The sequence below is a fragment of the Streptomyces sp. NPDC040432 genome, from assembly GCF_055595445.1.
The window spans coordinates 184,833-196,838 of sequence record NZ_JBVIVP010000009.1; the positions used below are offsets into that span (position 1 = coordinate 184,833).

General features: G+C 72.7%; 10 protein-coding genes. 5 read left to right on the plus strand and 5 right to left on the minus strand.

All coding sequences use genetic code 11. From position 1 onward, the window contains the following. Nucleotides 1-7 precede the first annotated feature (7 nt). From ACZ58N_RS20830 to ACZ58N_RS20840, 3 genes are all read right to left on the minus strand, one after another. Nucleotides 8-283 (minus strand): hypothetical protein, encoded by a 276-nt coding sequence (locus ACZ58N_RS20830; protein ID WP_471161844.1) that lies wholly within the window; start codon nt 281-283, stop codon nt 8-10. Nucleotides 284-564: 281 nt separating this feature from the next. Continuing rightward, on the minus strand, nt 565-735 hold the full coding sequence (locus tag ACZ58N_RS20835; protein ID WP_471161847.1) for a hypothetical protein: 171 nt from the start codon (nt 733-735) through the stop codon (nt 565-567). 933 nt (nt 736-1,668) lie between these two features. Continuing rightward, nucleotides 1,669-1,887 (minus strand): hypothetical protein, encoded by a 219-nt coding sequence (locus ACZ58N_RS20840; protein WP_471161850.1) that lies wholly within the window; start codon nt 1,885-1,887, stop codon nt 1,669-1,671. Between the two features lie 431 nt (nt 1,888-2,318). Here ACZ58N_RS20840 and ACZ58N_RS20845 point away from each other — a divergent pair, with 431 nt between their 5' ends. The 3 genes from ACZ58N_RS20845 to ACZ58N_RS20855 all read left to right on the plus strand — a co-directional run bounded on the left by ACZ58N_RS20845 (nt 2,319) and on the right by ACZ58N_RS20855 (nt 5,355). Beyond that, a complete protein-coding gene (locus ACZ58N_RS20845) occupies nt 2,319-2,891 on the plus strand; it encodes a hypothetical protein (RefSeq protein ID WP_471161853.1) in 573 nt (190 codons plus the stop codon). A gap of 335 nt (nt 2,892-3,226) precedes the next feature. Then, nucleotides 3,227-3,769 carry a PH domain-containing protein gene (locus ACZ58N_RS20850; RefSeq protein WP_471161855.1) on the plus strand — a complete coding sequence of 181 codons (543 nt, stop codon included), beginning with the start codon at nt 3,227-3,229 and terminating at the stop codon, nt 3,767-3,769. Continuing rightward, nucleotides 3,766-5,355, plus strand: coding sequence for a PH domain-containing protein (locus ACZ58N_RS20855; protein ID WP_471161858.1), 1,590 nt, complete (start codon nt 3,766-3,768; stop codon nt 5,353-5,355). The genes ACZ58N_RS20850 and ACZ58N_RS20855 overlap by 4 nt, the downstream gene beginning before the upstream one ends. Before the next feature lie 1,026 nt (nt 5,356-6,381). Here ACZ58N_RS20855 and ACZ58N_RS20860 read toward each other — a convergent pair. Next, nucleotides 6,382-7,614: a DUF4241 domain-containing protein gene (locus tag ACZ58N_RS20860; protein WP_471161861.1), complete on the minus strand. Its 1,233-nt coding sequence runs from the start codon at nt 7,612-7,614 to the stop codon at nt 6,382-6,384. A gap of 227 nt (nt 7,615-7,841) precedes the next feature. Here ACZ58N_RS20860 and ACZ58N_RS20865 point away from each other — a divergent pair, with 227 nt between their 5' ends. Next, a complete protein-coding gene (locus ACZ58N_RS20865; RefSeq protein ID WP_471161863.1) occupies nt 7,842-8,672 on the plus strand; it encodes a DUF4328 domain-containing protein in 831 nt (276 codons plus the stop codon). A 194-nt stretch (nt 8,673-8,866) separates the two neighbouring features. Here the strand turns inward: ACZ58N_RS20865 and ACZ58N_RS20870 are convergent, their stop codons facing one another. After that, a complete protein-coding gene (locus tag ACZ58N_RS20870) occupies nt 8,867-10,759 on the minus strand; it encodes an alkyl/aryl-sulfatase (protein WP_471161866.1) in 1,893 nt (630 codons plus the stop codon). Nucleotides 10,760-11,100: 341 nt separating this feature from the next. On the opposite strand from ACZ58N_RS20870, the gene ACZ58N_RS20875 reads away from it, so the two are divergent. Continuing rightward, complete coding sequence (locus ACZ58N_RS20875) at nt 11,101-11,835, plus strand: dienelactone hydrolase family protein (protein ID WP_471161868.1); 735 nt, start codon at nt 11,101-11,103, stop codon at nt 11,833-11,835. Nucleotides 11,836-12,006 lie beyond the last annotated feature (171 nt).

Genomic DNA, 12,006 nt, shown 5'->3' on the forward strand with positions numbered 1-12,006 from the left:
CCTCCGCTCACCGGGTGCGGGGGCCGGCGGCGCACAGTGCGCGGTCGATCAGGGTGCCGGCCGCGTTCTCCTGCTCCAGGATGTGCTGCTCCGTGTCGCCGCGTGCCTCGGACATGGAGACCACGGCGCTTCGCCTGCCGTCGTCGGTGACGCCGTTGAGCGTGATGTAACCGCCGTCCCCACCCTCGTGGCTCCAGTAGGTTCCTCCGCAGCTCAGGGGACGTTCGACCAGGCCGAGCCCGTATCGGCCGTCGGGCCGGAGCTGTTGGAGCTGAGCGCTCACGGGGACGGTCCGTTTCATCATGGCCAGCCTGGCGCAACTGCTTCAGAAGGGAAGGACCGGCGGGCTGGGCGAAAGCGGGGGCCATCTCGGCGGCGAGCAGCGTGGCGATACCGAGTGCCATGGCGAGGCGCTTTCGCAGCTTCGAAGTCATGATGGGACGCTGGTTTCACCCCGCGACGGGCTGCGATCCGGCGCACCCCCGGGACCTGTAGGGGCTCTCCCCCCTTGCGGGCCGTCACCGGTTCGGTGGCCGCCTGCCGGCGCGGTCGGACAGTTCCCGGTCATGCCCTGGTCGCGGGCGGGAACGTGGCCGTATCGCCCCCGGTCGCCACCACGCGCGCGTTGTTGATGTACAGGTGCAGCAAACCGTCGTCCGGGCACCTCAGGCCCACGGTGAGCCCACAGATCGTGCGACCGGCAGTGAGGGCAACGGCTATGGCGGTCTCGAACACGCCGTGTCCTTCAGGACACCGGATGACGGGTTGGATTCCCGGACCGGAGGGTGCGGGGGGCAGTGGGGTGTCCGAAGGCTCAAGCCTCCACGCGTACTGCCCGGGGAACCCGGCCTCCCAGCCGTCCGGTAGGCCCATCGGCAGGCAGCAGCCGAAGCACCAGCACTCTCCGTTGAGCTCGAACTCCTCCGAGCCGCACATGGCGCACACGAGCACCATGACCTCGGCCCGATCGCTTCGAACCGCCTCCGTCACGCATCGCAGGAGGGCTTCACGCCCCTCGGCGCCGCCGACGGGTCCAGCGCTCCACACGGCCTCACTCCCCATGGCCGGATCCTCTCACGTCCTGGATTGCGGCCGGTTCAGGAGCAGTTCCGCCTCCGCGACCAAGCCGCACGGCCACACCTCCACGGATCGGGTGGGATGAACACGGCCGGTGGCGGGGCGTGTCGTAGCGGGCCGGCACGATAAGCCGAGCCCTCCGTGCGGGCGGAGGTCCTGTCCGGGATCGCACGGCTCGACCCGCAGGGCGGGTCGGCGGCGGCCGCCGGCGCCCTGGACCCGTCCCAGGCGGCCGAGGTCCGCATGGCCGCCGTCCTCGCCTCCCTCGACGCGGGGGCTCCGTGGAGCGAGCGCCTGCACACGACGATGCTGTCCCTGCTGCCCGCCGACGCCCTGCGCTCCGACCTCGACCTCGAACGCGGCGAACCGTTGGCCGCCGTCGTCGAGGCGCTCCTGGGCCGCGGCCGGCGCGTGGCACGCGATGCGGCGTTCGCGCTGGTCGACGCGGCCCTGCACGACGGGCGGGCCGAGGTGCGGGCCGAGGGCCTCTGGGCGGCCGACCGTGCCTGCATGCTCTCCCGCAGTGCCCCGCGGCGATTGGCCCGGTCTCTGCGGGCGGCGGCCGTCGACGAGGAGTCGGTGGTCGCGATGTCATGCCTTCTGGGCCGGCTGGCCGGCGCCGCCGCACCGGTCGCGGACGTCCTCGCCCCTCTCGCCGGACGGAATCCGGAGCGCGACGACGACCCTGCGGACCGGGCCCTGGCCGCTCTCGTGCTCGTTGCCCCCGCGCGGTCGGCCCCGCTGCTGGCCGCCGGGCTCACGCGGCGCCCGCGGGCCCTCGCTGCCGCAGCCGGGTTCCGCCGCCCGCATGACTCCGCCTTCCCCCACAGCGGCGAACTGCTCGACGCGGTCCGGGCCCGCCTGGCCCGGCCCGAGGCCCTGAGCGGCAACGAACCCTGGCAGTTGACGAACCTGCTGGCGGGGTGGGGCGCCGAGGCCGCGCCGGCGTTGCCCGAACTGTGCGCGGCGCTCCCGCACTTCCCCGACCGGGCGGCCCGTGCCATCGCCCCGGTCGCCGCCGACTGCGCCCCGAGGGACCGCGCCCGAGCCGTCACGTCGTTGCGTACGGTGGCGACCGAGCGGGAACTCCTCGCGCCGGCGAAGGCCCTCCACGACCTCACCGGCGAGATCGCGCCCCTGCTGCACTGCCTCGAACAGGACCTCCGGCTGGCGCCGGCCGGCTCACGGAGGCGGCCGGGACGGCCGGCGGGCTCGGTCCTCGGGCAGCGGTGCCGGCGCCCGTGCTGCGTGAGGCGCTCAGCGGCACGGACGGCGGCTCCTCGCCCGAGCTGGATGCGGACACGGCCCTCGCCGAGGCGCTGTGGCACGTCACGGGGGACGCGGGGGCGGTGGTGGCCGTTCTGGACTCGGTGTTCGCGCGCGCCGAACAGAACCCCTGGTCCAGGTGGTCCGTCGTACGGGCCGCCCGGGTGGCGGCCCTGCTCGGCCCCGCGGGGCGCCCGCTCGTCGCCCGCCTGGAAGCCGCACTCGACGATCCGACACGGGCACCCGCCGCGGTACTGGCCCTCACGGCCGTGGGCGACCCCACCTCACTGGACCGCACCGCGCTCGCCGATGCCGCCCTGCGCTCCGCCGAACGGGACGCCGACCCCGAGGGTGCCTGCGACGCCCTGGAAGCACTCGGCCCCGACGCGTTGACCGGCGACCAGGTGCGGCGACTTGCCGCTCTCGCCGATGGCGACGCCCGGGTGGTCCGTTCAGGAGTCGAGGATCGTGTCATCCGCCAGGACGAGGCCCTCCGACGCCGCGCCCGGGTACTCCTCACCGCCTGCCCGGACCCTGCAGCACCCTGACCCGGATGCCCGTGGGGCGCCGGCCGCCCGGGCTCCCCCGGCTGGTCCCGCCTCGGCGGGGTTCCTGACCTGCCGGCGTCGTCGGCCGACCCGGCGTGCGAACCGGGTCGCTCGGGCAGAACGGGTCCGAACGCGGCTGATGCGACAGGGAAGTTGGGGAGTTCGGGGAAGCGAAGTCAGGCAAGTCGCAACGGGCGAGCAAGTAGTGTGACTGCGAGGTGCCTCCACCGCTGAGAACGGAGCCGCGTTGGTCGTGAACGGAGCCGCCCGCGCACGTCACCCGGAGCGCAGGGCGGCCTGCGCATGAGCCCCCCGACCCGTGCCGGGATATGACCATGGCTGATTCCGAGACGATCGAATCCCATGGCCCACCCGCCCCTCCCTCTGGAGCGGACCTGGAGCTGCGCCCGCCCAGCCATCCGATGGACCGCCGGTCGATCCCCTGGTGGACGGTTCGGGCGTTGGTCGCCTTCGTGCCGCTGGTGCTGGTCCTCGTCCTGCTGGGAACGCTGATCACCCCGGCCGCGGAGTGGCTGCTGACGTCGGCGGCCGTGGTGGGGATACCGGGCCTGCTGTACACGGCGGTGATGCCGTGGTGGCGGTACCGGGTGCATCGTTGGGAGACCACCGAGGAAGCCGTGTTCACCCGGGCCGGGTGGGTGCGGCAGCAGTGGCGGATCGCGCCGCTGTCGCGCATCCAGACCGTCGACACCGTGCGGGGGCCGCTCCAGCGGATGTTCGGCCTGTCCACGCTCGTGGTCACCACCGCTTCGGTCGCGGGAGCGGTCACGATCCACGGCTTGTCGCACGAAGCTGCTCGCGGCCTCGCGGAGGACTTGACCAGGATCACGCAGAGCATCCCCGGGGACGCGACGTGAGCGCCACCTCGGGCCGGGTCGGTCACGTACCGGCCGAGGAGCCCCGGGCGAACGGCACCGGGGCGGCCGGCACCGAACCGGTCGGCGGGGAATTCCCGTGGCGGCGGCTCGACCCCCGCGTCATCGGCGTGACCGGCACCGTGTGCGCGCTGCTGATCACCGCAGCGGTCGTGGTCATGTCGTGGCGGGGCGCCCCCTGGTGGCTGCACGCCTCCGTTCCGCTGCCGATGCTGTACGTCGTCGGGTACGAGGTGTTCCGCTGGATCAAGACCTCCTACCGGCTCACCCCGGAACGCCTTGAGCTGCGCACGGGCGTCCTGCTCCGCAGCCACCGCACCATCCCCCGACACCGGGTGCGCAGCGTGGACGTGTCCGCGAACCCGGTGCACCGGATCTTCCGCGTCACCACCGTGAAGGTCGGTACGGGGCACCACGTCGGCTCCGCGGGCAACGCCGTACTGACGCTGGACGCGCTGTCCCGACAGGACTCCGAGGCGCTGCGCGAGGGCCTGGTGCGCCGGACGGCCGTGCAGGAGCAGCCGGACACCATCGCGCGGCTGCGGTGGAAGTGGCTGCGGTACGCCCCCTTGTCGGTTTGGGTCGTCGTACTGGGACTCGGTGCGGTCGGGGCGACGTACGAGACGCTGGACACGGTCGGGGCCGACCCCGACACGACGGTGGTGCCCCAGCTCTTCGACCGGCTGGGTCAGGCCGATCTGCTGCCGGTCCTCGCCCTGGCGGCGCTGGGCCTGCTGATCGTCGGGGTGGGCGGGGCGGTGGGCCTGTACGTGGAGATGTGGTGGGACTTCCGGCTGCTGCGGGAGCCGAACGGAGCACTGCGGGCGTCCCGGGGGCTGTTCGTCGCCCGGTCGGTCACGCTGGAGGAGGACCGGCTGCGCGGCGTGGAGATCGCCGAGCCCTTGCTGCTGCGGTGGGGCGGTGGGGCGTACACGTACGCCGTGGCGAGTGGGGCGGGTACGGTCGACGAGGAGGTCAGCGTCTACAACACGAGTGCGCTGCTGCCGCCCGCGCCGCTCGCGGAGGCCCATCGGGTGGCCGCGGCGGTACTGCGCGAGGAGGAGGATCCGACCGCCGGCGTGCGGCTCGTCCCGCACACCCGCCACGCACTGCTGCGCCGGCTGTGGTGGGCGTTCTTCACGGGCACCGGGGTGGGGGGCCTGCTCGTCCTGCTCGGGGTGTGGCTGACGGACGTACTGATCACCATCGGCTGGATCTCGGCGCTGGTGCTCCACGTGGCGGGGGTACTGCTCGCGTTCGACGCGGCGCGGAATCTGGGGCACGGCGTGACCGGGCGGTATCTGGTGACCCGGCACGGTTCGATGAAACGCCGTACGATCGCGCTGCGCCGGGACGGGGTGATCGGCTGGAACATCACCCAGTGGGCGTGGCAACGCCGTTCGGGCCTGTCGAGGCTGACCGCGACCACGGCGGGCGGGCGGGGCGCGTACGACGTGAAGGACGTACTCATGCCGGAGGCGCTGAGGTTCGCCGACGCATCGGTGCCGGGGCTGCTGGACCCGTTCCTGGTCCGGCGGGAGAACGGGGCGGCGGGGCCGGCCTCGTGACTGCGGAAAGCGGTCGTACGAACCCTCTGCCTGCGGTCCGATCCACCGTGACCTCAAGCCGGGCGAGATCCTCGCGGCCGTGGTCGTACCGCGGGCCTTGAGCGGCCCGAACCGGGTGGCACCTCGGGAGCCCACCGCTCCTTCCGCCCGGCGAGCCGGTCGGCGACGCGGACAGCAGCAGTTCCTGTTCCCGCCGTCGGGCGGCGCCGATGAAGGTTCTCGCGGTAGGCTCGGTCCTCCTTCCTGCTCCGCGGATCGCAGCGGGGCTCAGGCTCCGGCCGGGCCGCTTCCCGACCTCACCACATCAGCATCGAGGACCGCCTGTGTCTGACGACGTGTCCCGCTGTGGCCGGCCCACCAAGGAGGGGCGGCCCTGCCGAAGGCGCAGTGCGAGCGGCCGGAACGGCTGCCATCAGCACGGCCTGCCGATGGCCCCACCCGTTTCGTTCCCCCGCCCCGTCGACCCGGGCCGGTGGCTCTCCGATCGACCCGTAGTCGTTCCCGAACCTGCCGAGCCCGCGATACCTGTCAGCGGCGTTCCCTGGCGTCCGAGCAAGGGCCTTCGGATGGGATGCGCCGCGGCTCTCCTGGTCCTGATCGTCGCTCTCGTCTCGGGAATCGGTGACGAGAAGCAGCGGGCACCGGCAGTCGAATCCGAGCCGGTCGCCACCGCGAGCCCGACCGATTCCGTTCCCTCGCCCGACCGAACCGTCACATCGGTGGTTCCGGCCCGCAGCGCGTACGCGACCCCGACGCTCCCGGCTCCGCTCCCCACCCCTACCGAGGACCCGGTCGTAGAAGATCGCGACGACGTCGGATACGAGGGGTCGGGGTCCGAGTACCGCGACGGCGGATCGGACCGCAAGCCCCCGGCCGACGTCCGGAGCGGGGTTTCCGGCGGGGGAGGTGGCGGTGGGGAGAGCCGGCGCGGCAGCATGCCGGGTCGTAAGGGCGGTTGTCCGCCGGGAGGCTGCAACAACGCTTGTCCGCCGGGTGGTTGTCGCTGATCCGGTCAGGGGGGATGCGTCAGCCTTGGGGGTCGAGGTCGATGTCGACAGCCGTCTGCACGGCCACGCGGACGACCTCCCCGGCGGCGGACCTCCCCACCCACACGGGATACACGCCGTCACCACCGGTGCCGAAGACGGCCAGGTCGGCGCCGAGGCGCCCGCCGTCCAGGTGCATTCCCGCGATGGTGTCGTCGAGCAGGTGGTGGTCCGCTGATCCTGCCCACCGGGCCCGGTGCAGCAGGTCCCGCAGGTCAGGCCAGGCTTCGGCGTCGCCGAACGCGCCCGTGGCGCCGTCCGTGCCGAAGCCGAAGGCCTCGCCCTCGCGGAGGTCGAGCGTGTCGTCGCGCGGGCCGAGCGCCATCTCCCAGACCGCCACGGGGGCGTCACCGATCCGCAGCCGGACGGCCGCCACGTCGCGGTACGACCCCCAGTACTGTTCCTCCACCTCCACCAGGGCCGCCTCCACCGGATGCGTGCCGGGCGGCACGGCCACCGTGATCCCGCCCAGCCCCTGCCCCGTGTCCGGGCAGGCCACGGCCAGCAGCCCGCTCGGTACGCGCAGGTTGCCGCAGGGGACCGGGGCGAGGACCTTCAGCCCCGGGATCTCGGCCCCCGCCCGGAACACCCGGTCGTAGTCGGTGGAACCCAGCAGCCGGGAGGGGTGCCGCCGCCAGCCCGGCGCCTCCGAGGACGGCATCGTGCCGAGCCAGTCGGGGAGTTGGTCCGTCACGAGGCGTTCGGGCCATGCGTCGAAGTCCGGCCGGTCCGTCCAGAGGTTCGCGTCGGCAACCTGTACCTCGCCCTCCAGGACGTCACCGCGCATGCCGCCGGGCTGGTGCGATACGCGTGCCGTGCCGTCGGCGGAGAGGTCCACCGCCGTCCGGGGGCAGTGCACGGCGAACTCCCCCGTCGCGGCGTCCGGGTACCGTCGCACGAGCAGACGCCGGGTCAGCAGGCGTTCCTCGTCGTCCCGCAGGCGCAGCTCCACCTCGGCGGTCGGGCGGCCGTGCGCGTCGTAGGCCCAGGTGTCGACGCAGCCCGCCTGCCACGCCACCAGGCGTACGCCGAGGGGGACTTCGCGGCCCGGTAGGTGGTACACCACCGCGTAGGGGAGCCCGGCGGCATCCCGTACGCGCGCCTGCTCGGCGGACAGCGCCGGGCCGGCGGAGCGGGACGCCGGGTGCCAGGACTCGGCATAGGTCACCTCGTGCACGGGCGGTGTCTCCGTCTCGGGAAGGATGGCGGGCATCCCGGTACCGGCGCCACGATCGCCGCCACCTTATCCGTCCCGTCCGGGGCACCCGGGCGGGGTGGGCGGCATGGGGTCGCGATCCGCCCTGCCCGGCCCGGTCCGTACGCTCCGACCAGCGGAAACCGTGTGGACTCGGGGCACGGGGTCCACGTATCTTCTCCGGGTCCCCGCCCGCTCGACGGGGCCGACCGCTTGTCATCCGTTCCCGTGGGGGGTCCACCGTCATGTCCTTCAGCGCGCCCGGTTCGCCGCCGCCTTCGCAGCCGTTCCCACAGCCCGGCCCGGGCCCGTACCAGGCCCCGTATCCGCAGCCCGGCCCGCCCTCGTACCACGTCCCCCAGCAGGGCCACCCGTACCCCGGCGGGCCCTTCCACCCGGCCCCGCCGGTGCCCCAGGCCGTGCTGCGCTCCCCGAAGGGCCTCGCGACCGCCCTGACCTGGCTGCTCGGCGCGGCTGCCGCCGCGCACCTCTTCTCCGCCGGCGCCGGCGCGTACGAGCAGTCGTGGCTGCAGGGGTTCCCGGCATCCACCCATTTCGACGATCTCGAACTCGGCCTGTCCCCCGCGCTCACCATCATCGCCGGACTGCTCCAGGGCCTCACCATCCTGCCGACGATCGTCGTCTTCATCGTCTGGTTCCACCGTGTGCGGAGCAACGGCGAGATCTTCCGTCCCGACGCCTTCACCCTGAGCCGCGGTTGGGCCATCGGCGCCTGGTTCGTCCCCGTGGCCAACCTCTTCCTGCCCTGCCGGATCGCCTGGCAGACGTGGCGGGCCAGCACCCAGCGCGGTCCCGACGGCTCGGAACGCCCGACGTCCGCGGCGCTGTTGACGTCCTGGTGGGTGCTCTGGGTGCTCGCGGCCATCATGGGTCGCGTCTTCAGCCGGATCTACATGGCGGCCGAGACCGTCGACGAGTTGCTCGCGGCGGGACTGCTCGGGATCGCCGCGGACCTGGTCACCATGATCTCCGGTGTGCTCGCCCTCCTCTTCGTCCGCCGGCTCACCGCGATGCAGAACACCATGGCGGCCGAGGGACCGTACGCGCGGGCCTGACGGACGCCCGACGGACGTCTGACGGAGGCCCGACGGACGCCCGATGGACGCCTGACGGAGCCGGTGCCCGGCACGTCGGGACGGCGTCGGCGGCCCGGCCCGCGCGTCGTTTCGCCTCCGTGCCGGGCCCACGCCCGACGCGCGCTCGGCCAAGCCCGACGGGTGCTCGGCCGACCTCGGCCCGGGGGTGGCCGTCAGGGCGTGACGATCGGGAAGTTCTGGTCTCCGGGGTCGAGGACCGCGGCGAGGCGGGTGAGGACGGAGGTGTCGCCCTCGGCCCGCACGCCCGCCCCGGCGAGACGGTCGACGCTCAGGCCGCCGGCAGCCAGCGCGGGCAGCGCGGCGGCGGCGGTCGTCAGGACGAGGTCGGCTGCCTCACTCTGCGGCGCGGCGGTGTGCGAGAGCACGCCGTGGACCAGCCGCAGCCGGTAGCGCTCACCGGTGTCCGTGAGCACGACGTCGAGGCTCAGGTTCTCGTCCCATGCCTCGGGGCCGTTGATCTGGATGGCCAACGCGTCGAACAGCATGCGCGGGGTGAGCTGGGCGAGGACGTCCGCCGACGTGGTGACGGTCGGTGTTCCGAACCGGCCGTCGCGCAGCTCGGTGGCACCGGACAGGTAGAAGTTGCGCCACGTGCCGTTCTCGGCCCCGTAGCCGAGCTGCTCGTAGGTGTCGGCGAGGAGTTCGCGGGCTGCCGTGTGGTCCGGTTGCGCGAAGACGACGTGGTTGAGGACCTCGGCGGTCCAGCGGTAGTCGCCCGCCTCGAAGAATCCGCGGGCCTTGTCGACGGCCGTGTCGGCTCCGCCCACGAGTTCCACGAAGCGCTTGCCGGTTTCGACGGGCGTGTGCTGCCACAGGTGGGCGGGGTTGCCGTCGAACCAGCCCATGTAGCGCTGGTAGACGGCCTTGATGTTGTGGCTGACCGAGCCGTAGTAGCCGTGGGTGTGCCATGCCCGGTGCAGGGCGGGCGGCAACTGGAGGTTCTCGGCGATCTCGCTTCCGGTCCAGCCCTTGTTGAGCAGGCGCAGGGTCTGGTCGTGGAGGTAGCCGTACAGGTCGCGCTGGAGGCCCAGGAATTCGACGACCCGCTCGCGCCCCCAGGTGGGCCAGTGGTGCGAGGCGAACGCGACATCGGTCGTCTCGCCGAACAGGTCGATGGTCTCGTCGAGGTAGCGCGACCAGCCGTGCGGGTCGCGGACCACGGCGCCGCGCAGCGTGAGCAGGTTGTGCAGGGTGTGGGTGGCGTCCTCGGCCGTGCACAGGGCGCGCCGGTCGGGGAAGTGGATGAGCATTTCGGCGGGGGCCTCGGTGTGCGGCGCCATCTGGAACACCATGCGGACGCCGTCGACCGTCTCCTCCTGCCCGGTGGTGGTGATGTCCACGGTCGGTCGGATGAGGGTGATGGTGCCGATGGAGATGGTCTGGCCGAGTCCGGCGCCGACCTGTGCCCGAGGGCCGCGGGCGAGCGCGGCGCCGTACATGTAGGCGGCGCGACGGTTCATCGCGGTGCCGGCGTAGACGTTCTCGGAGACGGCGTGCTCGGTGAAGCCTTCGGGCGCCAGTACCGGCACCCGTCCGGCGTCCACGTCCTCCTGCGTGGTGACGCCCTTGACCCCGCCGAAGTGGTCGGCGTGGCAGTGGGTGTAGACGACTCCTGTGACCGGCCGTGGCCCGCGGTGTTCCCGGTACAGGTCGAGTGCCGCGGTTGCCGTCTCCTGCGAGAGCAGCGGGTCGATGACGATGACGCCGGTGGTGCCCTCGACGAAGGTGACGTTCGACAGGTCGAGGCCGCGTACCTGGTAGATGCCCTCGACCACCTGGAACAGGCCCTGTTCCGCGGCGAGGCGGGACTGCCGCCACAGGCTCGGATTGACGGTGTCGGGGGCGTCGCCGTCGAGGAACGCGTAGGTGTCGTTGTCCCAGACCGTGGTGCCGTCGTCCCCGAGGACGGCGTTCGGTGTGCGCCGGGCGATCAGCCCGCGGCGGGCGTCCTCGAAGTCCTGTCCGTCCGCGAACGAGAGCCGGCCCTTGAGCTCCGCCTGCTGCTGCGCGATGGGCGGCTGGGCCGCCTTGGGGGTTGAAGCCATGCCACAGTTTTTACACCCATACGGTACGCATACTCACCTATGCGGCATTTGCCCCCAAGTGCGGGTCCACGAGGTCGACGGACGGGTGAACCGCGGAAACCGGGGCGCCGGCAGTCGCAACTGGCGTTACTGGCTTCGGCCTTGGTCGATGGTCTACGTTGGCCGCATGACTACCGGGACGGCATCGCGCCACACACGGATGGGTGACCCGGTGCTCCGCTGAGCACCGTGCGGGACGATCCGGTCCCGCGGGCCGATCGAGGATCCTGCGCAGTCGCGCGAGCTCCGCCTCCGTCGTGATTGATCACAGGTTCGCCTCATCGACCACGACAGGAGCAACCATGCCCACCCAGACGCTGCGGATACCCACCACGGACGGCCACGCCGACGCGTTCGCCGCCTTCCCCGACCCCGGCACGCGCGTGCCGGGGGTGCTGATGTACACGGACGGCTTCGGAATCCGGCCCGTGATCAGGGAGTTGGCCCAGGAATTGGCCCGTCACGGGTACTACGTGCTCGTCCCCAACCTGTTCTACCGGAACGGCCCGGCACCGGTCATCGACCTTCCCGAGCACATCGGCGAGCAGGACCGTCCTCGGGTCATGGCCCAGGTGATGCCCTTGATCGGGGCGCACACGGCCGAACGCGTCGTCGGTGACGCCGACGCCTACCTCGACTTCCTCACCACCCGGCCCGAGGTCGGCGCCGGCCCGGTCGCGGTGACCGGCTACTGCATCGGCGGACTGCTGGCGATGCGTACCGCTGCCGCCCATCCCGACCGGGTGGCCGCCGTCGCCGCGTTCCACGGACCGGTGGGCGCCGACGGGCCCGAGCTGTTCACGAGGGTCACCGCCCGGGTCCACCTCGGCCATGCCGAAGGCGACCTGACGCCCGAGGCCCTCGGCAAGCTCAATCGGGACCTGGGCGACGCGGGGGTCCGCCACACCTCCGAGATCTATCCCGACACCGTCCACGGCTTCACCATGGCCGACACCGACGCTTTCAGCGCCTCCGGGCTCAGGCGCCATTGGGAACGCCTGCTCCCCCTCCTGGACGGCGCCCTGACCGACCGCTGAGTCACCCGTCCCGTCGCGCGAGCCGGTCCGGTGCCCCTCGGCCCGCCCGGCGACTCGACGGGCGGGGCGGACCCGGGCGTCCGAGCACTACGTACGGCGAGAGGTGCGCGCACCTGCCCTGCGAGGGCGCTTGCCCGGGTGGTCGGGGTCCTCCGCCGCGGTGGGCAGGGC

Excerpts from the sequence above, each read along its gene's own strand:
- ACZ58N_RS20875 (WP_471161868.1), top strand. The coding sequence starts at position 11,101 with ATGCCCACCCAGACGCTGCGGATACCCACCACGGACGGCCACGCCGAC.
- ACZ58N_RS20865 (WP_471161863.1), top strand. The coding sequence starts at position 7,842 with ATGTCCTTCAGCGCGCCCGGTTCGCCGCCGCCTTCGCAGCCGTTCCCA.
- ACZ58N_RS20870 (WP_471161866.1), bottom strand. The coding sequence starts at position 10,759 with ATGGCTTCAACCCCCAAGGCGGCCCAGCCGCCCATCGCGCAGCAGCAG.
- ACZ58N_RS20860 (WP_471161861.1), bottom strand. The coding sequence starts at position 7,614 with ATGCCCGCCATCCTTCCCGAGACGGAGACACCGCCCGTGCACGAGGTG.
- ACZ58N_RS20840 (WP_471161850.1), bottom strand. The coding sequence starts at position 1,887 with ATGCGGGCGGCGGAACCCGGCTGCGGCAGCGAGGGCCCGCGGGCGCCG.
- ACZ58N_RS20850 (WP_471161855.1), top strand. The coding sequence starts at position 3,227 with ATGGCTGATTCCGAGACGATCGAATCCCATGGCCCACCCGCCCCTCCC.